At 65.2% G+C, this 25,551-nt stretch carries 8 protein-coding genes and 1 pseudogene; 7 read left to right on the top strand and 2 right to left on the bottom strand.

Annotation, left to right across the window (positions count from 1 at the left end):
- The 5 genes and pseudogenes from JWP83_RS26565 to JWP83_RS26585 all read left to right on the top strand — a co-directional run.
- Positions 1–586 (top strand): annotated as a pseudogene (locus JWP83_RS26565) (serine/threonine protein kinase); the annotation flags it as partial.
- Between the two features lie 11 nt (positions 587–597).
- Positions 598–1,353, top strand: a complete 756-nt coding sequence (locus JWP83_RS26570) for an esterase (RefSeq protein WP_367185673.1) — start codon at positions 598–600, stop codon at positions 1,351–1,353.
- 89 nt (positions 1,354–1,442) lie between these two features.
- A complete protein-coding gene (locus tag JWP83_RS26575; protein ID WP_297737360.1) occupies positions 1,443–2,651 on the top strand; it encodes a hypothetical protein in 1,209 nt (402 codons plus the stop codon).
- Positions 2,652–2,836: 185 nt separating this feature from the next.
- A complete protein-coding gene (locus JWP83_RS26580) occupies positions 2,837–3,607 on the top strand; it encodes a sensor domain-containing protein (protein ID WP_297737363.1) in 771 nt (256 codons plus the stop codon).
- A gap of 158 nt (positions 3,608–3,765) precedes the next feature.
- Positions 3,766–20,178, top strand: a complete 16,413-nt coding sequence (locus JWP83_RS26585) for a BTAD domain-containing putative transcriptional regulator (protein WP_297737441.1) — start codon at positions 3,766–3,768, stop codon at positions 20,176–20,178.
- Here the strand turns inward: JWP83_RS26585 and JWP83_RS26590 are convergent.
- Positions 20,162–23,086 (bottom strand): DUF4349 domain-containing protein, encoded by a 2,925-nt coding sequence (locus JWP83_RS26590; RefSeq protein WP_297737366.1) that lies wholly within the window; start codon positions 23,084–23,086, stop codon positions 20,162–20,164. The genes JWP83_RS26585 and JWP83_RS26590 overlap by 17 nt on opposite strands.
- Entirely contained in the window at positions 23,083–23,712 is a 630-nt protein-coding gene (locus tag JWP83_RS26595) for a MerR family transcriptional regulator (protein WP_297737369.1), read from the bottom strand. Before JWP83_RS26595 ends, JWP83_RS26590 begins: the two co-directional genes overlap by 4 nt.
- A gap of 144 nt (positions 23,713–23,856) precedes the next feature.
- Between JWP83_RS26595 and JWP83_RS26600 the strand changes: the two genes are divergently transcribed.
- Together JWP83_RS26600 and JWP83_RS26605 are read left to right on the top strand one after the other, a co-directional pair.
- Positions 23,857–24,846, top strand: a complete 990-nt coding sequence (locus tag JWP83_RS26600; protein ID WP_297737371.1) for a PE family protein — start codon at positions 23,857–23,859, stop codon at positions 24,844–24,846.
- 231 nt (positions 24,847–25,077) lie between these two features.
- Complete coding sequence (locus JWP83_RS26605) at positions 25,078–25,518, top strand: VOC family protein (RefSeq protein WP_297737375.1); 441 nt, start codon at positions 25,078–25,080, stop codon at positions 25,516–25,518.
- The last annotated feature ends 33 nt before the right edge of the window (positions 25,519–25,551 follow it).

A 25,551-nucleotide genomic window follows, 5' to 3' on the forward strand; every position in this document is an offset into this window, starting at 1 on the left:
CCTTGATGCGGCGGTAGACGCGGCGGGCAACCTCTACACCACCGACGGCTTCAAGAACCGGGTGCTGAAATTGATGCCGGGGACCACGAGCCCCGCCGTCCTGCCGTTCACCGACCTCAATCGGATCGCGGGTGTTGCGGTGGACATCGGCGGCAACGTCTACGTCAGCGACTCGGGCACCAACCGGGTGTTGCGGCTCGAGCCGGGATCTACTAGTCCAACAGTGTTGCCGTTCAAAGGCGTTCGAGCCGACGGTGTGGCGGTGGACAGCAGCGCCAACGTCTACGTCGTCGACTCCGACGGCAAGCGAGTGCTGAAGCTGGCGCCCGGCGCCACTGACCCAACCGTGCTGCCGTTCGCCGACCTCAAGCTGCCCAGCGATGTGGCGGTCGACGGGAGCGGGAATGTCTACGTCGTCGACTTCGGCGCCAACCGCGTATTGAAGTTGGATGCGGACGCGAGTAGCCCAACCGTGTTGCCGTTCAGAGACCTCAAGAACCCCGCCAGCGTAGCGGTCGACACCAAGGGCAACGTGTATCTCAACGACAGCTCCCATTTTCGCATCCTCGAGCTGCCGGCCCTGTGATGGACACCGGCATGAACACCAAGTTGCGTCGCCTTCTCATCACACTCGCGGCCGCGGCGTCGATAGCCGGTGCGGCGGGGTGCGGCACGTCAAGCATCGCGCACCCGACTACATCGACGGCGGTGTCGGCGACAGCGACCACATCGCGTGCGACACACGGGGATTCGATGTGCACTGACCTCGGCGGAACCGTAGGCCCCGACGGGTTCTGCCACGTCCGAAGTGCCACCTCCACCTACAAGATCGAGATGACCTTTCCCCTCGACTACCCGGACCCGCAGCGGGTGACCGATTTCCTGGGACACGGCCGCGACGGATTCATCGATTGGGTCGCCCAGTTCGGGCCGCGCGAAGGGCGCGGTCGGCCCTATCAGTATGTCGTCACCGCCAAGACTTACCGTTCGGGAACGCCGGAGTCAGGCACGCAAAGCCTGGTACTCAAGGTTGACAACGACACCGGCCTGGCCAACGAAGGTCACCCGAACACCACATACCAGACGTTCAACTTCGACCTCGCCAAGCAATCCCCGATCACTTTCGACACGCTGTTCAAGCCCGGCGCGAAACCGCTCGAGGTGCTCAACCCGATCGTCCGGCGCGAATTGGACGCGCCGTCTGCCGATCTCGATGAGAAGACGTACCAGGCCTTCGCGATAACCGACGACGCGGTGATCTTCTTCTTCGGCCAAAACCAAGTTGTCCAGGACAACGGCGGGCCACACAAGGTCACAGTCCTCCGCACCGAACTCGCCACGCTACTCCGCTAATCCAAGAAGGGAAACGAATCAACATCAACCACAAACACATTCGACGCCGTCGGAGGCGATTCGCACACGCTACGGCATGGCGCACTCAGGTGGGCATCGTCGCCGTGGCGGCGGTGCTTGCCGCCGGCTGCTCGTCGGCGACGGGTTCGACCGCGGCGCACAGCCCGTCGGGCAGTCCGGTAGTGGCCGCGCAGCCGGCGGCCCATGGTGTCGAGGCGCCGATCGAGGCCATCCCGTGGTCGCAGGTCGGCCCGGGTTGGATGCTCGCCTTGTGGAGCCCGGCCATCAGCCATCGACCCGGCGTGAAACCGGCCCCCACCGAGCCCAACCCGGACACGGTCACCACCACGCTGTATCTGGTCGACCCGGCCGGTGGGCGCTACCCGATCAGCACCTTCCCGCCCGGCTCTGACGCCAGGTTGGTCGACTGGTCGAATGACGGCGGCCACGCCCTCTTCTACGCGACCAAGCCCGGGTCTTTATCGGTCGGCACGGCCATCGCTGTCGACCTTCGCAACGGCAAACAGGTTACGTTCACCGTCGTCGACGGCAGCCCGATCGGCTACGCGCGCCCCGATGGCACCGCGGTGCTGATTGGCAAGGGCCGCTATGGCGAAGGATCGTCGCTGCAGCGCGTCGATCTCGCCGGCAACCAGGAGCTGACGTATCCGCTGGGACAGGACTACAAGGGCGGGGCCCTTCCGACGCCCGACGGCACGCAGTTAGTCCGCGGCTCGTCCAAGGGCCTTGCCCTCGTGGGTAACGACGGGTCGCCCCTCAAGGCGCTGCAGGTCCCGGGGACGCTCACCGCGTGCTCACCGGTTCGGTGGTGGACCTCAACAGTGGTGCTCGCTCGCTGCACCGATGCAGCCCCGTTTTCCTCCACCGGTCAGCTCTGGCAGGTGCCCGTCGACGGCACGACGCCAACCGCGCTGACCGCGGTCAACTCAGCTCAGGGGGATGATCCTGGGTTCAAGGGCGACTACGGCGACGTCGACGCATGGCAATTGCCCAGCGGCACGTTCCTTCAGTCCATCGGCGCGTGCGGCACCATGTTCCTGTCGCGCCTGACTCCCGACGGGCACACCACGCGGGTGAAGATCCCGGGCGTGTCGGACAGCGTTCTCGTCAACGGCGTGACCGGCGACAAGCTGGTGCTCGTGGCCACGGCGGGCTGCGGGCCCGGCACCTCGCTGCTGGCGTACGACCCGGCGACCAACACCTACACCACGTTGCTCGGGCCGACTGTCAACGGCGGCAGCGTCACTCAAGCGATCGTCTACCGGGGCCGGAAGTGACCGGTCACGACACATTCCGGTTCATGCCCAAAACGCATAGATAGTTCATAATCGGCATTTCACAACCGTTTTTGCTGTTCATAACGTCATAGTTGAGCGCACACGAGGCCGAAAAAGACGACAGAGTGAATTTAAATCTCAGTTGTGGTGTTGTGCGGTTGGACGACCGAGCAGGAGAACAGAAGATGACTGCAACATCAGTGACGGGATCCGGACCCGGTCTCGGTGCCGGGCGCGCACACCGCATCGTGGCCGGCCTGCGCTACGTGGTTCTCGCCGCGGCGGGCCTGTGCCTGATGCTGACCGGCTGCACCGTGTCCGCCACCGGGCGACCCGTGGCGGCGCCGAACCTGGGGCATTGGCAACCCCCGCCAATCCTCAACGCGCGCTTGGCGAACCTGCTGTTGAGCGCCAGGGACGTCAATGCCGTCGGGCAAACGACGAGCATGGCGCTGCGCAGACCGATCGCCGAGATGTCGCACAGCGACGACGTGGTTTCCGACCGGAATTGTCTCGACGCCTACTCACCGGTCGAGGCCACCGTTTACCGAGACAGCAGCTGGATCGCGCTGGAAGGACAGTTCCTTGATAACGCTCACTCGAAAGTCGACCAAAACAAGCATGCCTTACTTCAGGCCGTGGTCAGGTTGCGCGACGCCGACATGGCCCAGCAATTCTTCAGCCAAGCCAAACCGCGGTGGGCCACCTGCGCCAACCGGCCGCTGACCATCACCCAACCCGGCGACAACCCGGTCGCCTGGAAGTTGGGCGGGCTGGTGACCACCGACACCACGCTGAGCATCGTGCAAACCCTCGACGCCGGTCGCGGCTTCTCCTGCGAACGCGCGATGGGAGTGCGCAACAACGTCATCATCGACACGCTCTGGTGTGGATTCGACACCGCCGACCAAGCAGGCGAGGTCGTCAACAAGATTGCCGCCGCCGTCCAAGCCTGATTGTCGGTTCCTCGACCGTGATAGCTGCTCAACCGTAGGCGAAGGGCGCGGAAGAAATTCGCATCCTCAGAAATTACAGGTGAGACAGCTTTTACTCGATCTTGACTGCTTGTTGAATCGTCTTACCGACGATTGCGGACGTGACTACTCTTTTAGAGGTGGAACTGGGGGTTTTAGGACCTGTCCAGGTCCGGCGCGACGGCGTGCCGGTCACGATTCCGGGCGCCAAACCTCGCGCCATCCTCACGATGCTCGGTCTGCACGGCGGTTCGGTTGTGTCGGCCGATACCCTCGTCGAACTGCTCTGGGGCCACGATCCGCCGCGCACCGCTGGCAAGGCCCTGCAGACCCACATCTCCCTGCTGCGTCGCATCCTCGGTGACGGCTTTGTTTTGACCGAGGGAGCGGGTTGGACCCTGGCCGGGACGGGGGTCGATGTCTCGCGCTACAAGGCGGCCGCAAGGCTGGGTCGAGATGCCGCGGCCGGCGGCGACACCGGCCAAGCGGTGGCCCGCTTCGAGGAGGCGCTTGCCCTCTGGCGCGGTATCCCCGAACTGCCCGATGGCCGGCGCGGGACATCCGAAAAGACGCGGTGGATGGAGGGCCATGCCGCGCTGGTGGAAGATCGTGCCGATGCGCTGCTCGCCACGGGCCGCGCCGCCGAGATCATCGGCGAGCTCGAGGCCGCCGTGGCCGACGCACCGCTGCGCGAGAGGCGTTGGGGCCAGCTGATGCTCGCGCTCTATCGCACCGGCAGGCAGGGTGAAGCCCTCGGCGCTTACCAACGGGCGCGGGCACTGCTCGCCGATGAACTGGGGGTCGACCCCGGACCGGAGCTTCGCCGCCTCGAGACCGCGATCGTCGCACAGGACGCGGCGTTGGAAACCCCTGCTGCACAACAGCCTCCGGCGATGACTCGCGCCGTGACCTTCCTGCTGACCGACATCGAGGGGTCGACCGCCGCCTGGGAGGCAGAGGCCGACGCCATGGCGGTGGCGCTGGCACGACACGACGAACTCGTCGAACAGGTCGTCACGTCACGCGGCGGACGGCTGATCAAGACGCGCGGCGAGGGCGACGCCACGTTCTCAGTCTTCGAGCGGCCGTCGGCGGCGGCCGCCGCCGCTATAGAGCTGCAAGAAGGCATCGTCGGTGAGCCGTGGGCACTACGGGAGCCAATGCGTATCCGCGTGGCGTTGCACACCGGGGAGGCTGAGCTTCGCGACGGCGATTACTTCGGTCGGGCCGTCAATCGCGCCGCGCGCCTGCGGTCGCTGGCTGTGGGCGGCCAGATCCTCTGCTCGGGCGCGGTCGCCGAACTCGTCATCGACGCACTGCCCGATGACGTTGCGCTGGCCGATCTGGGGATGCGCGAGCTGCGCAACCTCGCGCGCCCAGAGCACGTCTTCGAACTCCGGCTACAAACCGCCGGCGAGACAGTGTCAATCGATGTGCCCGTGGAGCGCCCTGGCCTGCCCGCGGTGCTGGCCGGCCCGGGGCCGTTCGTGGGGCGCGGGCGCGAACTCGAGTGGCTTTTCTCCGCGTGGCAGACCGCGCTCGCCGGCGGCACGAACGCAGTGCTGATTGCCGGCGAACCGGGCGTCGGCAAAACGCGTCTGGCCGGCGAATGGTCGCGACAGGCCTACGAGCAAGGCGCCCTGGTGATTTACGGCCGGTGCGACGAGGACCTCGGTGCGCCGTATCAGCCGTTCGCGGAGGCCCTGCGTTCGCTGGTGCCGTGCCTCGGTAGCCGTGGGCTTCGCGGGCTGCGCGGCGTTGAAGCACTGCTCGCCCTGGTTCCCGGGCTGACCGATGTGCTGCCCGATCTGGCCGCGCCCACCCGCGCCGACCCGGACACCGAACGCTACGCCCTCTTCGACGCCGTCGTTGCCCTGTTGGGACTTGCCTCCGCCAGCGTGCCCGTCGTCCTGATACTCGACGACCTGCACTGGGCGGCCAAACCCACGCTGCTGTTGCTACGACATCTGCTTCGCTTCGGCGAGCAGGCCCACGTCCAGATCGTAGGCACATATCGCAGCACCGATCTCGACCGCTCCCACCCTCTGGCGGCGATGCTCGCCGACCTCCACCGCAGCGCCGGTTCCGGCAGCGCTAATCGCCTTCAGCTCGGCGGCCTCGACGAGGACGACGTGACCGCGTATGTCGCCGAGGCCGGCTACGACGACGAAGAGCTGGCCCGAGCATTGGCGTCGGTCACCGGCGGCAACCCCTTCTTCCTCATCGAGGCCCTGCGCCACGTGGAGGAAAGTGGCGGCCATTGGGATCCGAGCACCTTGCCACAAGGGGTCCGTGAAGCCGTAAGCCGACGACTTTCACGGCTTCCGGCGGAGACAAACAAGGCGCTTGCGGCAGCCGCGGTCGTCGGCAGTCGGTTTGCCCTAGAACTGGTCGAGCGGGTGGTCGGAGACGACCTCGTCGATGCGTTCGACGAGGCGTCCAAGGCCGGCATCGTCATCGAAGAGCCCGGCGGTCGCTACCGGTTCAACCACGCCATCGTCCGGCAATCGCTGCTCGCCGAGCTGCCGTCGGTACGGCGCATGCGGCTGCACCAGCGCATCGCCACGACGTTGGAGAACGAGTCCGGCGCCGATGACGAGCGGCTCGCTGAACTGGCTCACCACTACTTCGAATGTGCATGGGCGGGAAACGCGGCCAAGGCCGTCGAGTACTGCCGGCGTGCCGCAGACCAGGCGATGGCCCGCCTCGCCTACGAAGGCGCCGCCGACCTCTACGATCGGGCCCTGCACGCGCTCGAGGAGATCGACGAGGAGCTTCCCGACCGCGACGACCAGGCCGCCGAGCTCCTGATCGCACGCTGCGAGGCTTCCCTCGCCGCGGGTGACGTAGCCTCGGCCGCGGGCGCGGTCTCGCAATTACAAACAGCGACAGTCGATTCGGCCCGGCTAGCGGCATGGGCCACGTGCTTCGACGGCCAGCTGTCGATGCTGATCCACCCCGAGCGGTTGGACGAGGTCGAAGCCGCGGTGGGCGCGGCCGCCGACAAGCTGGCCGAACTAGACGACGCCGCCGGAGAAGCCAAGGCGCACACCGTCCGTGCCGGGTGCCTCGCCCGCCTCGGGAGAATCGGCGACTGCGAAATCGCCCTCGACGACGCTCTCACAGCGGCGCGGCGCGCGCGTGAACACCGCCGGGTGAACGCCGTGTTGGCGCAAGCGCCACTCGCGGCGCTGTGGGGACCCAACCCGGTCCCGCGCGCGGGCGGGCGGTGTCTTGACGTGGTGCGGCTGCTCCGAATCACGACCGACTCACCCGCGGTCGAAGCGACATCGACGCGGTGCCAGGCGGTGTTGGAGGCGTTCCGCGGACGCGCCGCGGCGGCCCGACGGATGATCGACTCGGCCCGGCGCACGGTCACCGAGCTCGGTCTGCGCCATGCCCTTCTTGAGGTCGAGCAGTTTGCCGGCATCGTCGAGCTGGTCGTGGACGATCCTGGCGCGGCCGAGGCGCATCTGCGCCAGGCCTACAACGGCTTTCGTCGGATGGGCCTTGACGCCGACACCGCCGAGACCGCCGCGCTGCTGGGTCGCGCGTGTCTGTTGCTCGACCGAGATGTCGAGGCCGACGAATTGTGTTCGGAGAGTGAGCGTCTCGCCGGTCACGCACTGAAACCATCGATCGCCTGGCGTACGCTACGGGCGCAGCTGCTTTCGCGCGGCAATGAACACGGTGAGGCTCGGCGGGTTGCCGAGGCTGCTGTCAGCCTGGCCGAACGCACCGACGCGCTGGTTGACCATGGCGACGCATGTCTGGCGCTGGCAACGGTGTTGGGTACTGCTGGCGACGTCGCGGGGGCACGAGCCGCCGCGGAGCGAGCAGTCGGTCTCTGGGAGCGGAAAGGGGCCGCGGCTCTCGTCGAAAAGGCGCGTCTCGTTCTCGGCGGGCGCGACCTTGCGACTGCCCCGGCTGCACCGGAAACGCCGACGGTCGAGCTGGACAGCGCGTGTGTGCGAGCGGGCGAACGCGTGATGTCCGCTATGTCTCGCGGGGCATGGGACGAGTTCGAGCGGCTGTTCGCACCCGAGGCCTCGATCGAGAGTCGCCGGAAGATCATCGGCTTTACACTCCCATCGGACGCGGTGCGGCGTGAGACGAGGCGCGATCTCGAGACGGGCGCCATGCGAGTCAACCACGTCATGATCGCCGCGCGAGGCGAGCGGGTGGCTCTCTCTCGATTGATGGTGGGCACGGCCGACGCGACCCCTGGCGCGCCGCAGGATGAACTGCTTCAGCTATATGGCATCGACGAGGAGGGTCGAATCGCGCTGCAGGTGTGGTTCGACGTCGAAGACCTCGACGCCGCGCTAGCAGAACTCGACGCCGCGTACGCCCGATTCGAGGGAGAACATCCGCCCGCGCTTCGGCTGGAAAACGCGGCAAGCCGGGTTCACGAGCGCTGGAGCACTTACTTTGCGGCCCGCGATTGGGACGCAATAACCGAGATGTTGGCCGACGACATTTCCGGCGAGGATCGGCGTCGCGTGGTCAATTCCGGCCTCCGACAGGGCCGGGATGCCGCGATCGCCGAGATTTCGGCACTCGTCACAATCGGGGTTAAGAACGTGACGTCAGATGTCATTGCGACCCGCGGCGAGCACCTCGTCCTCAGTCGTGTCCGAACTTGGGGCCGCGACCAGCGACCCGAGGCATTCCACACCGATGCCCTCGACATCATCGAGATCGACGTCGACGAACGAGTTGTCGCACGCGTAGTGTTCGACCTCGACGACTTCGATGCAGCCATCGCCGAGCTCGACGAACGATACCTCGCCGACGAGGCGGCAGCCCACTCGCGCGCGTGGTCGGTCATCACAACAGCGTGCGGCGCGCTCAGCCGGGGCGAGCTATTCCCGACAACACCGGATTGGGTGAATGTCGACCACAGACGAGGGATAGCGTTTACGCCCGGTGACTTGACGGCGTACATCCGTACCGCGTGGAACCTCTTGTCCGACGGCGGCGTCTACATCGAGACCGCGCGTCGGCTGAGCAATCTTGGAGCGGTTGTCACTTGGGTGGGGCATGGGACTTCGCAGGAGGGCTCCGACGTCGAGTTCCGCGGAATCAACATGCTGACCGTCGAAGGCGACCTAATCAACAGATGCGAGCTATTCGACGAGGCAGACCTCGACGCCGCCGTCACGAGGTTCGATCAGCTGAGCCGACCGGCACCGCGGCTGGAGAACACCGCAACGCGCATATTCGAGCGCCTTTATTCGTATGTCGCGGCCGGCGACTGGCACGCCGTGGCTCAAATAACGGCCGACAACGTTTCCGTCCACGATTATCGGCGGGTGGTCAACGCCGGGGTGTTACACGGTCGAGATGCCAATATCAAAGATGCGCAGGCGACCGCCGACGTCGGCTTCACGATGACGATGGTGGGCGCCATCGCAACCCGCGGCGAGCGCCTCGCCCTCCTCCGAGTTCGCGTGTCGGGCCGTGACCCCGAGGCGATTCAAAACGACGCCCTCAACATCGTCGAGATCGACGCCGAAGAGCGAATCGTGGGTGATGTCGTGTTCGACCTCGAAGACTTTGACTCAGCCATCGCCGAACTCGACGCCCGCTACATCGCCGGTGAGGCGGCCGCTTACTCGCGCACATGGTCGGTAGTCGCCGGTGCTCTCGTCGCCCACAATCGGCGCGAAGTCGCAGCGGCGACACCGGATGCGGCGAGTATCGACCATCGCCGGGTGGCGTCCTTTGCGCCCGGTGAGGGTATCGAATACATCCGTGCAGGGTGGGATCTCGACCAAAAGCTCGACATCTACATCGAGACAGTGCATCGGGTGAGCGACCTCGGCGCGGTTTTCGCGTGGGCAGGAAATGGAACGTCGCACGAGGGCTTCGCTGCGGAGTGGCGGGGCATCAACCTGTTGACAGTAGACGGCGAAATGGTCAGCCGTGCAGAGGTATTCGACGAGCAGGATGTTGACTCCGCGGTCGCGAGGTTCGATCAGCTCAGCCGGCCGGCACGGCGGCTGCAGAACGCGGCCAGCCGGGTGGCCGAACGCTTTTTAGAACGGTTCGCGGCCCGCGACTGGGACGCCATAGCGGAAATATTCGCCGACGACTTTTCCAGTGAGGATCGCCGTCGCGTGGTGGGCGCTGGTATCCGACACGGCCGAGATGTCGAAATCGCAAGCATACGCGCCGGTTACGACCTCGGGGGCACGAACATGACGTCGACCGTCATTGCGACCCGCGGCACGCGCCTCATCCTCACGCGTACGCGCCACTCGGGCCCAGACCATTCGCCCGAGGGCTTCCTCGTCGACACCCTGGGCGTCGTGGAAATCAACGCCGACAATCGAATCGCGGCCCGGGTCGTGTTCGAGCCCGACGACATCGATACCGCGTTCGCCGAGCTGGACGCCCGGTACCTCGCCGGCGAGGCGGCCGCCTATTCGCGGTCGTGGTCGGCCGTAGCACGGTCGTACGTCGCAGCGAACAAGCAAGAACTCCGATTGACACCGGACTGCGAAACCATCGATCACCGACGGGCGAGGGCGTTTGCGCCCGGCGAATTGACCGCATACATGCACGCCACTTGGGACCTCGCGCCCAACGTAAGGGCCCAAGTCGAGATCGTGCATCGGCTGAACAACCTCGGTGCTGTCGTCACCCATGTGGTGCACGGAACCTCGCAAGAGGGCTTCGACGCCGAATGGCGGGAAGTTATCCTGCTCACGGTCGAAGGCGACCTGATCAACCGCTCTGAGATGTTCGACGAGCCAGACCTCGACGCAGCGATCGCGAGTTTCGAACAGCTCAGCGCGCCGGCACCGCGGCTGGAAAACGCGGCAAGCCAAGTGACTGAACGCTTCCTGGCATGCTTCGCGGCTCGCGAGTGGGACACTTTGCCGGAGATCCTGGCCGACAACTTTGGCTACGAGGATCGCCGTCGCGTGGTGGGTGCCGGAGTCCGCGATGGTCGAAACACCTACATCGCAGACATGCGAGCATCCGCCGACCTGTGGGCCGCAAACGTGCCTACCGTGATGGCGATCCGTGGGGAGCGCCTTGCCCTCGCACGTCTTCGCTTCTCGGGCCGCGACCAAGGGCCCGAGGCATTTGTCACCGATGTGCTCGGCATCGCCGAGATCAATACCGAAGAGCGGATCGTCGCGGTTGTGTCGTTCGACCCCGACGACTTTGAGGCCGCTATCGCCGAACTCGACGCACGCTACCTCGCCGGCGAAGCCGCCGCCCACGCGCACACGTGGTCGGTCATCGCGGCGGCGTACACCGCACTCAACCGCCACCAATTTCCCGCAACCACGCCCGACTGGGTCAACATCGACCACCGAGGCGAGACAGCGTTCGGGCCCGGCGACCTGAGCGCATACCTCCGCGCCGGACTGGATCTCGACCAAGGCATCACCATCTATATCGAGTCCGTGCATCGGCTGACCGACCTCGGCGCGGTCATCATCTACGCAGCCCATGAGACCTCCCGCGAGGGCTTCCAGGCCGAGTGGCGAGGCGTCGCGCTATTGATGGTCGACGGTGAAATGGTAAATCGCTGCGAGGTATTCGAAGAGACGGACGTGACCGCCGCGATCGCAAGGTTCGAACAGCTGAGGCGCCCCGCACCCCGGCTGGAAAACGCCGCAAGCCAAGCGTACGCGCGCTTCCGGACGTACTTCGCCGCGCGCGACTGGGCCGCTATGGCGGAGCTACTGACCGCGGATACGTCTGTCGACGATCATCGACGGGTCGTCAACGCCGAAATCCGGCGCGGTCGGGATGTCGAAATCGCGAACATGCAGGCCTTCGCCGACATTGGGGCGAAGACAAGTGCGGCGACGGTCATCGCCACTCGAGGTGAACGCCTTGTTCTGTGTCGGACGTGCATCTCGAGGGAAGACCACCAAGCTGGGGGATTCCGTATCGAGATGCTCATTATCGTCGAAACCTCCGCCGACAAACGGATCCTGGCACGCGTCGCATACGACCCAGACGACATCGACGCCGCCTTCGCCGAGCTCGATGCCCGGTACCTAGCCGGTGAGGCGGCGGCCCACGCACGCACGTGGTCTGTCGTCACGCAGGCATACGCCGCGCTTAATCGGCGCGAACTGCCGCCGACCACGCCAGATTGGGTGAACATCGACCACCGCCGAGGAACATCGTTTGCGTCCGGTGAAATGCCTGCGTTACTCGATGCCGCGTGGGACTTCACGACTGACCTCAGCAACTCCATCGAAGCTGTGCATCGGCTGAATGATCTCGGAGCGGTCGTCACCAACGCGTCGCATGAGACCTCGCAAGAGGGCTTTGACGCCGAGTGGCGGGTGATCACCGTTGTAACGGTGGAAGGTGACATGCTCAACCGTTGCGAGGTATTCGACGAGGCCGACCTCGACGCCGCGATCGCGATGTTCGATCAGCTAAGCCGGCCGACACCGCGTCTGGAAAACCCCGCAAGCCAAGCAGGTGTGCGGTTGCTGGAGCACTTAGTGGCAGGCGACTGGGACACCATCGCGGAAATAGTGGCCGACGACTTTTCGCAGAACGATCGCCGCCGGGTGGTGGGCGCGGGATTCCGAGATGGTCAAGACGCCGAAATCGAGGATCTGCGGGCGATCGCCGACTTGGGGCTCACGAACGTGACGTCGACCATCGTGGCAACCCGCGGGGAGCGCCTTGCCCTCATGCGTGTCCGCTTCTCGTTCCGCGACCAAGGGCCCGAGGCATTTCTCGGAGAGTTGCTTGGCATCTGCGCGATCAACGCCGAAGAGCGGATTGTCGGGGCTTTCTCGTTCGACCTCGACGACATGGACGCGGCCTTCGAGGAACTCGATGTTCGATACCTCGCCGGCGAAGCGGCCGCCCACGCGCAGACGTGGTCGGTCATCGCCGCGGGCTACGCCGCAATGAACCGGCATGAAGTCCCACCGTCGGCGCCAGATTACGTGAACATCGACCACCGGCTACGCGCAACGTTCGAAGCGAGTGATCTGGCCAAAAACCTCCGCACCGCTTGGGATCTCACTCCTGACCTCTACGGCTACATCGAGGCCGTGCATCGGCTGAGCGACTCTGGAGCAGTCGTCACCCATGCTGCGCATGGAACCTCGGAAAGGGGCTTTGACGCCGAGTGGCGAGGAATCCACTTTTTGACGCTCGACGGTGACGTGGTCAACCGCTGCGAGATCTTCGACGAGGCAGACCTCGACGCCGCGATCGCGCGTTTCGAGGAGCTGCACAAAAAGGCGGCGCGACTGGAAAACACGGCGAGTCAAGTGGCAGAGCGCTTTCCGATGCATATGAATGCGCGCGACTGGGACGCAATGACGGGGCTGTTGGCCGTCGACGCCTTGGTCGACGATCGCCGGCGCGGCGTGAATGGCGGAATTCGATACGGTCGGGAGGCCGTGATTGACAATATGCGGGCAGCCGTCGACGTCCGATTCCAGAACACCACGTCGACTGCCGTGGCGACCCGCGGCACGCGCCTCGCTCTCATGCTTATCCACGCGTCAACGCGAGCCCAGCAGCCCGGAACGTTCCAGCTCGATGTTCTGCATGTGGTTGAGATCAATGCCGACGGGCGGACCGCGGCGGCCGTCGTGTTCGACCTGCAGGACATTGACGCCGCATATGAAGAGCTCGATGCTCGCTACCTCACAGGCGAAGCGGCCCCGTATGCAAACACATGGACGCTCGTCGCGGGCCTTTACGGCGGACTCAACCGACACGAGCTTCCCCAGACTACGCCGGACTTCGTTAACATCGACCACCGCCGGCTGGCAGCGTTCGCGCCGGGTGACATGATCGAATTCGCCCGTACCGCTTTTGATCAACTTCCGGACATCTCCTTCCGCATCGAAGCCGTGCATCGGCTGAGCAACCTCGGTGCAGTCGTCAGTCAAGCGCTGCGTGGGACCTCGCGAGAGGGCTTCGAGGCGGAGTGGCACGAGATCCACCTCACGATGGTCGAAGGCGACCGATTCAGCCATAGCGAGATCTTCGACGAGACAGACCTCGAAGCCGCGCTCGCACGATTCGAGGAACTTCACCCACCGACGCGGCGACTGGAAAACGCGGCAAGCCGAATGTACGACCGCTTCAACGCGTACCTCGCGGCGCGCGACTGGGACGCCATGGCGGAGATGGTCGCCGACGATATTTGTAGTGACGATCGTCGTCGGGTGGTGAGCGGCGGCATCCAACGCGGTCGGGATGCCCAGGCTGCGAATTTGCGGGCCGTTGTCGACGTCGGGGTCAAGAACTTCGAGTCGTTCGTCATCGCGACCCGCGGGGAGCGCCTCGTGCTGACCCGTACTCACGTATCGGGCGGCGACGAGCGGTCCGAGGCGTTCGGCCTCGAGTTACTGAGCATCATCGAGATTGACACCAACAACCGGATCGCGGCGGGCATCCTGTTCGACCTCAACGACATCGACGCCGCCTTCGCCGAACTCGATGCCCGATACCTCGCCGGCGAAGCCGCCGCCCACTCGCAAACATGGTCAGAAATCACTGAGGGCTACGCAGCGCTCAACAGGCATGAGCTACCCAAAACCACGTCGAAGTGGGTGACCATCGACCACCGGGTACGCGAAACGTTCGAGGGGGGTGATCTGACCGCGTACATCCGTTCCGCCTGGAACCTTCTGCCGGATATCAAAATCTATATCGAGACCGTGCATCGGCTAAGCAGCCTGGGAACGGTCGTGACCCACGCGGCCTATGGGACGTCACAAGAAGGCTTCGAGGCCGAGTGGCGGATGGTCGAACTTCTGACGTTCGGCGACGACACGATCAACCATTGCGAGCTGTTCGACGAGGCGGACATCGACGCAGCGCTCGAGCGCTTTGACGAACTGCACCAACAGACGCGGCAGCTGGAAAATGCGGCAAGCCGAGCCAGCGACCGCCTCCTTGCGTACTACATAGCCCGCGACTGGGGCGCAGCAGCCGAGGCGCTGGCCGACAATTTTTGCAGCGACGATCGTCGTCACGTGGTCAACGCCGGGCTCCGGCGCGGTCGTGATATCGCGATCGCAAACTTGAAGAAAAGCGCCGATCTCCAAATGATCTTCGGCAGGCAAGACGTTATCGCGACCCGGGGAGAACGTCTCGTCCTCAGCCGTGCCCGATGGTCCGGTCCCGACCAGCGGCCCGAAGCGTTCCACACGGAGGTACTCAGCGTCGTCGAGGTCGACGCCGACGAGCGCGTCGCGTCTCGTGTCATGTTCGACGCCAACGACATCCACGCCGCTTTCGCCGAGTTAGATGCCCGGTACCTCGCCGGCGATGCGGCCGCCCACACGCACACGTGGTCGGTCATCACAAGTAGCTATGCCGCGTTCAACCAACACCAACTCGCCACGCCGGACTGGGTAGTCGTTGACCACCGGCCAGGTGCACTGTTCGCGTCCAGCAACATGACAGCCTCCGTCCACGCCTTTTGGGACCAAACACCAGACCTCAGCATCCGCATCGAGGCGGTGCATCGGCTCAGCGATTTCGGAGCGGTGGTCACCCATGCCGCGGCTGGCACTTCCCCAGAAGGCTTTGCCGCCGAATGGCGAATGATCCAGGTCCTGACCATCGAAGGTGACCAGGTCGACCGCTGCGAGCTATTCGACGAGGCAGACCTCGACGCCGCGCTCGCACGGTTTGAGGAATTGCGCCCGCAGGCGCCACGGCTGGAAAACGCGGCGAGCCAACTAATCGAGCGCTTCCAGGCCGACTTCGCGGCGCGCAACTGGGCTGCAATCGCTGAGAACTCGGCCGAAGAAATCTTCACTGACGACCGCCGTTCGGTTGTCGGCAGCGGGCTCCTAGGCGGACGTGACATCGACATCGCGAACATGCGGACGGCCGCCGACCTCGGGTCGGCTAATTTCACGTCGACGGTCATTGCAACCCGTGGCGATCGCCTTGTCCTCATTCGACTCCGGATGTCGGGCCGCGACCAGCGACCCGAGGCGTTCCACAGTGACATGCTTGGCATCGTCGAGATCGACGCGGACAACCGGGTCACGGCGCGCATCCTGTTCGATCTCGACGATATCGACTCCGCATTCGCCGAACTCGAAGCTCGGTACCTCGCCGGCGAAGCCGGCGCCCACGCGCGCACGTGGTCGGTGATTGCCCGGGCCCCCGCCGGATTCAATCGACACGAACTTCCGGCAATGACGCGGGATCCGGTTTACATCGATCATCGACCGGTCGTGGCGATCGAGGGGGCTGATCTGGCCGCAACTCTTCGCGCAGTGTGGGACATCACTCCAACCTTCAGCGTCCACTTCGAGGCTGTGCATCGGCTGGACGAACTCGGAGCCGTCGCCACCCAAGTGCTGAACGGGACCACACAAGAAGGCTTTGACGCCGAATGGCGGATGGTCGAGCTATTCAGTGTCGAAGGTGGTCTGATCAGCCGCGTCGAAGTCTTCGAAGAGGCAAACCTCGACACCGCACTGGCCCGCTTTGAAGAATTGCACCCGCCAGCGCGACGACTGGAAAATGCGGCAAGCCGAGTGGCAGCACGCTTTTGGACCTGCTTGGCGACCCGAGACTGGGCCGCGATGGCCGAGACAATGGCCGGCGATTTTTCATCCCATGATCACCGCCGGGTTGTGAACGCCGGTGTCCTGCGCGGTCGTGATGTCAATATGGCCAACATGCGAGCGGTCACCGAGGTCGGGTTCGAAGGCCTTACGTCGACAGTCATCGCGACCCGCGGGCAGCGCCTCGCCCTCACTCGTATTCGGTCCTCGGTCCACGGCTTTGAAGCCGGGGAGATCAGCGCCGACATGCTCGGCGTGCTGGAGATCGATGCCGACAACCGGTTCACCGCCAACGCGATATTCGACGCCGACGACATCGACGCCGCCTTCGAGGAGCTTGATGCTCGATACCTCGCTGGCGAAGCGGCCGCCCACGCGCATACTTGGTCGGTCATCGCGGGAGCCTATGCTGGACTCAATCAGCACGAATCCCCCCCGACGACACCGGATTCGGTTTTCATCGATCATCGACCGGTCGTACGGATCGAGGCGGTTGATCTCGCCGCAGCTCTTCGTGGCTTGCGGTCCCTCGCTCCGGACGTCAGCGGCTACGTCGAGGCTGTGCATCGGCTGAGCGAATTCGGAGCCGTCGTCACCCAAGTCCTGACAGGGACCTCGCAAGAGGGATTTGACGCCGAGTGGCCAACGATCGGCATTTTCACGGTCGACGGTGGCCTGATCAGCCGCTGCGAAGCCTTCGACGAAGCAGACCTCGACGCCGCACTGGCGAGATTCGATGAGCTAAACCGACCGGCACCGCGGCTGGAAAACTCGGCGACGCGGGTATACGACCGCCTCCAGGCGTATTTCGCAGCCCGCGAGTGGGACGCGATGGCGGAGATCCTGGCCGACGACAGTTGCAGCGATGATCGCCGGCGGGTCGTGAACGCTGGGATCCGACGTGGTCGAGACGTGCAGATCGCAAATATGCAGACGGCCGTTGGCCTCGGGACGACGAACATCACGTCGACCGTCATCGCTAACCGTGGCGAGCGCCTCGCCCTTAGTCGTGTCCTCTTCTCGGGCCGCGATCAGCGACCCGAGGAGTTCCATACCGAGACGCTCGGCATCGTCGAGATCGACGCCGAAGAACGGATAGCGGCACTCGTCACGTTCGACCTCGATGACGTCGACGCCGCCTTCGAGGAGCTCGATGCCCGGTACCTCACGGGAGAAGCGGCCGACTATTCGCACACGTGGTCGGTTATCGCAGAGGAATGCGCCGCGTTCAACCGACACGAGCTCACCACGGTGGACTACATCACCGTCGACCACAGGCCGCTGCCCATAGTCGAGGCTTATTCACAAGCAGCCCTGCGGGTTTGGGACGTCACGCCAGACTTCGGCATCCACGCCGAGGCGGTGCATCGGCTCAGCGGTTTCGGAGCGGTCGCCACCTATCAGGCGAATGGGAACTCGCCAGAAGGCTTTGGCGCCGAATGGCGAATTATCCTCCTTCTCACGGTCGAACGCGACCGGATCAACTGCTGCGAGGTCTTCGACGAGTCAGACCTCGACGCCGCGCTCGCCCGATTTGAGGACCTGCAACCGCCGCCGCCACGGCTGGAAAATGCGGCAGGCCGAATAGTCGAGCGATACCAGGCGTGCTTCTCGGCCCGGGACTGGGCCGCCATGGCGGAGCTACTGGCCGACGACATTGTCGCGGACGATCGCCGTCGTGTCGTGAACGCGGGGGTTCGACGCGGCCGCGATGTGCAAATCACGGACATGCGAGCCGCCGCCGAGGTCGGCGCAGAGACCATATCTTCGAGAGTGATTGCGACACGTGGGGAACGCCTCGCCCTCGCTCACGTCCGTACCTTCAACCGCGGCATGGCCGGAGACGTTGGCGCCGAGATGCTCGGCGTCGCCGAGATCGACGCCGACGAGCGGATCGTCGCGACCGTTTCGTTCGAACTTGACGAAATTGACGCGGCTTTCGAGGAACTCGACGCTCGCTACCTCGCGGGCGAAGCGGCCGCTCACGCGCACACATGGTCGCTCAATGCAGCGCTTTACGCTGCGTTCAACAAGCACGAACTTCCCGCAACGACCCCGGATTGGACCTACGTCGACCACCGACCGCTCGTAACGATCGATGACCTGCCCGCATCCCTGCCTGCCATCTGGGAACAACTGCCAGACATCCGCATCTATATGGAGGCCGTGCATCGGCTGAGCGACCTCGGGGCAGTCGTCACCGCGGCAGCGTATGGGAGCTCGCAAGAGCGCTTCGACGCGGAGCGGCGGATGATCGACTTCTTCACGGTCGAAGGTGACCTCATCAACCGCTGCGAAATCTTCGACGAGACAGACGTCAACGCCGCGCTCGCGAGGTTCGACGAGCTCGATCAGCCAGCGCCATCAGTTCAGAATGCCGCGACCCGGGCCTGGGCACGCCTAACCGACGCGTTTAACCGCCGCGACTTGGACGGTGTACTTGCTGTCAGCAGTGCTGACGCTGGCTATGAGGACCGGCGAAAAGGCCTGGGTGATCTTGTCGGCGGTCCGGCGAAGCCCAAGGCTGTGCTCGCGGTGTTCGAGATGGCACCCAGCAGCTGGCGGATGGAGGCCGAGCCCATCGCCATCCGGGGGGCTCGCCTCGCGCTGGCCCGCGGGTGTTACCGCGACGTCGATGCTGCCGATCGACCGATCGCCATCGAGTTCTTGAACGTTATGGAACTCGGCGACGACGGCCTCACGCACTACACCGTGAGCTTCGATCCAGACGACATCGACGCTGCGTTCGCAGAGCTCGACGCCCGGTACCTCGCCGGGGAAGCGGCGGCCCATGCGCACACGTGGTCGGTCGTCTCGGGGATCTACGCCGGGGTCAACCGACACGAACTTCCCGCAATGACGCCGGACTTTAGCTTCATCGACCACCGGCCGCTTGTAACGATCGAGGCGGGTGATCTGCCCGCATCCATCCGTGCCGTTTGGGACCTCACGCCAGAGATCAGAATCTACATCGAGACAGTGCACCGTCTGAGCGACCTCGGAGCGGTCGTCACTCACACCGCGCGTGGCATTTCACACGAGGACTTCGACGCAGAGTGGCGGATGATCGACATCTTCACCGTCGATGGCGACCTGATCAGCCGTTGCGAAATGTTCGACGAGGCAGACCTCGATGCCGCGCTCGCGAGATTCGATGAACTCAACCGGGCACCGCGACTTGAAAACTCCGCCACACGGACATGGTCCCGCATGGCCGACGCGTCCAACCGTCGCGACATGGACGGATTCCTTGCGCTCACCAATGCGGACCTGCGCTATGAGGGCCGGCGAAAAGGCCTGCGCGATGAATTCCACGGTCCCGCACGGCAGAAGGCTGTACAAGCGATGTTCGAGACAGTACCCATCAGCGTGCAGGTGACGGTGGACCCCATCGCAATCAGGGGATCTCGCCTTACGCTGATCCATGTCTGTTACCGGGACACCGATTACGCCGATCGACCGATCACGGTCGAGTTCTTGCAAGTCGCGGAAGTCGACGACGCCGGCCTAATGCTCGACTGCGTCAGCTTCGATCCCGACGACATCAACGACGCGTTCACTGAACTCACCGCTCGCTGGATCGCATCGGGAGAGGTCGCCCACCCCGAGATCGTCGAGTTTGCGCAGCGGGTGACCGAGATCATCAACCGCCATGACCGGGAAGCGCTCGCCATGCTGACCAAAGGCGCCACGCATGTCAACCACCGGCAGCTGGCCAGTCCGGGCGTCCAAACGGTAGCCGAACATATGTCATCCGGCCAGATGATTGAGTCGCTCGTACCCGACTATTGGATCGAACCTGCCGAGGTTGTCGCCCTATCCGCGAAGGGTCTTGTCGTACACTTCGTCCTGAAAGGCACGTCGACCGACGGCGTCACCATCGAGATTCCGCTAATTCAATTCGCCCTCTTTGAGGATGGCCGCGTCACGCATGTCGAGGCTTTCGACCCCGCACAGCGCGACCTGGCCTTAGCGCGATTCGAGGAACTCAATCGGCCTGGCTAGCTTCGCCCGAAGGTTTACTCCGGAAAGGCTTGCGGCGCATCACCAAGACAACACCTAATGCCAGCACGGCCAGAACCGGTATCCACGGGATGAGGAATCCGACAGCCATTACGACGCCGTGGAGAGCGGAGAGCAGCGACTGCCACCCGTGTTGAAGTGCGCTCAGGAAACCAGGCTGAGTCACCGTCGGTTTGGTCGAGAGGTTGACGTTGATCGTCGCGTAGGAAATCTGGTCGCCAAGCGTGGCGCGCTGGGCCCGCAGCGAGTCCAACTCGGCCTGTCGTTGGGCCAGCGATGACTCTGCCGCGAGCAGGTCGGCGACGTTGCCCGCTCGGCCCATCAGTTGCAGCAGTCGATTGACCGAGGTCTGCAACGCCTCGATGCGGGCATCGAGGTCGACGCGCTGCGAAGTCACGTCGCTGTGCCCGATCGACATCGAGTCGACCGTCCCCAGCTTCTTGGCATCGGCCAGCACCGCGTCGAGCTTGTCCGCGGGAATGCGCAACACGAGGTCCACTGTCGGCGACGAGGATCCGGATCGCTCCGATCGCGAGTCCACGCGCCCGCCAGCATCGGTGACGGCGGTGACGAGCCGGTCGGCCACCTGGGTGGGTTCGGCGACGATCATCTGCATCGATCCGGTGGTGATGATGTCGCGTTTGAAGGTGGCGTCCGCGGGGGCCTGCGGCGGTGGCGGTGCTTCTGGTACCGACACGGTGTTCTCGGGAACGCCGGCCCTCATCTCGGTCGAGGCGCCAGTGTCCCCTGATGCTGGAATCTTGCCGGCCACTATGCCGTCGCGCGTCACCGAGGGGGAACCGTCCCGACTCAGCGACCAGGTCCAGCCACCGCCGATGAGCAACGCGCCGACCACCGCCGCCGCGATCACATTGCGCAGCTTGACGGTTCGTGCTTGCGATTTCGACGATGACGCCTTGGCCGATGGAGCGGGTTGGCTCGGCATCACGGCGGCCTCGGCCAATAGGGACCGTGGCGCGGCCGCAAACACAATGTCGCGATGGTCTGTGGGCTGCTCCCAACCGGCCGGCACCTCTACCGGCTGCATCACGCGGTGCGGCACTCCCCCCTCGGCAACGACGCGGCTATCCACCGCAACGAATGCGGTGAACCTGCACAACACGCCGAACCGCAACGACGTCTTGACAATTCGCTTCTCCAAGTCGTCCGCGGGAGCCGAGGCGTAGCGATCCTCGAGGTCACGCAGGTGCGCCCGGGCCCACTGAGCGGTCACCGCCGGGGCGTCGCGGCATTGTCCGGCGACGGTGGCCGACCAGTCCCCGCCGTCACGCGTCGTGCCGCGCAGGGCCAGAGAGCCGGACGCGCTGCCCCGGTACCGGCCACTCACCACGAGCGGCACCCCCGGGAACAGGTCGGGCAGCCGGGCCGGGCTCGCGGTGTCCTCGATGATCGCCAGTCCCTCGGCGTGCAGCGACAGCGAGTGCGCAAGCGGCGCGCCGATGCGGCGGTGAATCGCGTCCATCGCCTCGTCGAGGCGGTCCTCACTTTCCACCAGCTCGCAGCGCCCCCCGCCGACACTGGCCAGGCGCCAAAGGAATCCGGCGTTGACGGATTGGTCGACGCCAACCGCGTGCACGCGCACCCGCTGCAGGTCGCCGGACAGCTCGTGCAGGAGTTGGTCCTCATTGCCGACCTGCCCGTCGGTGACGAGGATGACGATCGCGTCGCGGGCCTCGCCGTTGCGCGACCCGCCCAACAACGCGAGGGCCTGCCGTAACGGCCCGACCATCTCGGTGCCGCCGCGTGCGTCAACGCGGGCGAGGTGCTCGACTGCGCGGTACCGGTTCCTGTCGCTGGCCTCGACCAGCCCGTCGGGCAGCCCGGCGGGGCGGTCGATCCGATCGTCAAATGTCAAGACAGCGAACCGGTCTCCGCTGGTGAGCGTGTCGACGATGCGCGCCGCGGCGCGGCCGGCCGCCACCATCTTCCAGCCGGCCATGCTGCCGGAGCGGTCCAGCACCAGCACCAGGTCCCGCGGGCGCGGCGGCGCGCTGGACGCCGGCGGCAGCACGGTCAGCTGATAGGTGCCCTCGTTGCCCTCCGAATCGGGGACCAGCACAAGCGAATCGGTGAGGTTGTCGGCGCCGTAGCGCAGCCGCAGAACGAAATCCCGGTCGGCCCGCTCGCCAGGGTGTATCCGTATCAGCCCCTCGTCGGTGGACACCGCGTGCAGGCTCGACCGCACCCCCGACAGGGTGAGACCGGCGGGGTCGATGCCGACCTCGATGGACAGCGGAACCGGGTGGGGAAAACCGGGCAGCAGCACGGGTGGGGTGATGCGCGACGCGTCGGGGACGGCGTCGGTGTCATCGGCGTGGCCGTCGCCGACCGCGATATCCACAAGGGCGCAGCCCGGGATGTACCGCGGCGCAACCACAAGCGGGAAGCGGAATGTCGCCTCGCCGTCCTCGTAGGCCAGGGGGTTGACGAGTGTAAGAGCGACGCTGACCCGTTCGCCGGGCAAGATGTTGCCCACCCGCATTGTGAAAACGTCCGGCCGCTCCTCCTCGGCGATGGACGCGCGCCGGCCTGTCGCGATGGCCTCGTCGTAGGCCTGGCGGGCGGCCTCCCGCTCCCGCAGCTCCGCATCGACGACCCGCCCGTCGGCCGTCATCTGCATCCGGGTGACCGCCCCCCGATCCGGCAGCGGGAACACGTAGCTGGCTTCCAGGGGCACGTCAAAGGAATTGACGAAGTCCTGCGTCAGCTCGACCCGGCTGGTGAGCCCGGTGATCTCCGCGCGCACGTCGACGCGCTCCAGCGGCAGGTTGCCGCGTTCGGTGCTCAGAGCGCCCAGCCCAGCCTCGTCGTCTGGGCCGGCCACCCGATCGGTCTCAGCGTCGGTCATCGACGTGATGCGGACGGTCATGAGGGGCTCCGTTCATCAGGGGACAGCAGGCCGCGCTCGGCCAGCATTTCAAGCAGCGGCTGAGCGGCCGCACGGATCGCGTCGATGTCGTCTTCGTCGGGTCGGCCGCCCCCAAATCCGGCAGGCAGCAGCAACAGTGCCCCGCCGGGCAGGCTCACGGCCGCCAGCTTCGTGACACTGTCAGCGCCGTCGCCATTGGCCGCCGGTTCGGCGGCAGCGGGCGGATCGGCCCAGAAGCGTTGTCGGCGAACGGGACTCGACGCTGGCTCCTCCTCGGGCCCCGCCGGATCCGCACCGATGAGTTCGTCGGGCACGGCGGCGACTTTGCGCAGCGTTTCGTCGGTCGCTCCCGCCAGTTCGGCCTGGATGTCGGCGAGCGAGCGGCCCTCGGCCTGGCGCCGTTTGATCGCGACGATCTGCAGCAGGTGCCGTGGGCTGTATAGCGCCGTGCGTCCCTGCATGGTCGGCCGGTCGATGAGTCCGGTCGTCGTGTACCAGCGGACAACCCGCCGATCGGGCAGGCTCCGGACGCGTCCGTTGGGTGCGCCCGGATACGCCGGGTCGGCCAGCCCGGCGGCTACCCGTCGCACCAGCTCGTCCAACGTCCAGGACGCCACGTCGGCCATCCGTCGATACTGACACTGTCACGATGACACTGTCAAGGTTTTGGCAACAGCTCGATTACCGATGCGTCGAAAACGCGCCTGGCGAAACGCGACATGAATACGCTTCATGCGCACAGGGATAGACGATGGACGAGGAGAAAGGGCGTGTCGCTGCTGGTGGTGGCCCCCGAGTTGTTGACGTCGGCCGCCGCGGACTTGGAGAGCATCGGCTCATCGGTGAGTGCGGCGCATCTGGCGGCCGCCGTTCCGACGACGGGGATGGCGGCGGCTGCCGCCGATGAGGTGTCGCAGGCTGTGGCGGCGTTATTCGCCGGCTACGGGCAGCAGTATCAGGCGCTCAGCGCCCGGGCCAGCGCGTTTCAACAGCAGTTTCTGCAGGCTCTTAACTCGGCGGCCGGCTCGTATGTGGCCGCGGAGGGTGCGGGCGCGTTGCTGTTAGGTGCGGTCAACACACCCACCGAGGCGGTATTGGGGCGTCCTCTGATCGGCACCGGGAGTGCCGCAGGGACAGGCGTGGCCGACGCGGCGATCAACGACTTGAACCTGCTCGTCCAGCGCGAGTTGGGAATCTACAACTTTCGCGACTGGCGCGGCTGGGCCGCCTTTCTGTTGGATTACACCTGGGGTTTTCCGGGCACGGCGCTGGGCTACGGCGTGCAGGCCATTAATGCGTTCACGCCGAACTCGGGCGGCTACGACTCCGCCTTCAGCGCGCTCGTGGGTTCCCACGTCTACCGCGGCGGCATCGGACTGCCGGGCTTTGCAACCACGATGGGCAACGTCACCACCCATCTCGGAACCGGCCCGGGTGCCAATGACGTCATGGTCAACCACGAAGAGGTCCACGTCTGGCAGAACAGGATCTTCGGCCCGCTGTTCCAAACCAGTTACGCCGCATGGGCGGTCGGCGGCTACTTCGTGGGGACCGGCTACTGGTTGCTCCACCCGAACCTGGACTGGTTCAGCCTGGTGGAAACAGCGTCGTACTACGACAACCCGTGGGAGGTATGGGCCTACGCCAACGACCACAACTGGCCGCCGCCGGGCGCGAACCCGGCGCTGCTGTGGCCGGCCTGGACCGATCCGGTGCTGCTCTCGCCGCTCTGGATGGACCCGATCAAGCCGTTCTTGTAGCCGGCGCTAATGCCCTGCGGCAGTTAGTTTTCGAAGCGCGTGGGCATTGCAAGTGCGCGAGACCTGATCCACTTAGTTTTGAGAATTGCTCGTCGGTGGGTGGGTACAGGCCGCCGCTTAGACGGTTGCGGCCAGGTAGTCGAGCGGTGTTTCGCGACTGCAGCTCGATGACCAACGCGCATCGAATCGTCCGTTCCTCCAATGTCGGAAGCCGGGGGGATACTCAGCGCCATGAATGCATCCGCGCCCCTGGCCAATTTGATCACTCTTGGTGCCCGCGATCTCCCTACGCTCAGGGACTTCTACCGCGCGCTCGGCTGGCCGCTGATCATGGACGACGGCGAGTTCGTGGCATTTGAACTTCGCGGCATCGTCCTCGCGCTATTCCCGCTCGCGCAGCTCGCCCGCGATGGACACACCGAACCTGAGCCGGGCACCGGAGGAATCCGCTTCACCATCGGCCTAAACGTCGACACCGCCGACGAGGTCGACCGGCTGACAGAGCACATGCGCAATGCCGGTGCTCGCATAACCAAGGAACCCGTCGACGCGGACTTCTTCACCGGCCGCTCGGCCTACCTGTGCGATCCGGAGGGCAACTACTTCGAGATCGTGTGGGCCGAATCAGACAACCCTGTCCTGATCGCAGCTCGCCGCGCCGCCGGCGCCTGAAGCCAGCCACCTGATCGACTCTCCCCCAGTCGC

The organism is Mycobacterium sp. (genome assembly GCF_025965855.1).
Lineage (GTDB): Bacteria > Actinomycetota > Actinomycetes > Mycobacteriales > Mycobacteriaceae > Mycobacterium.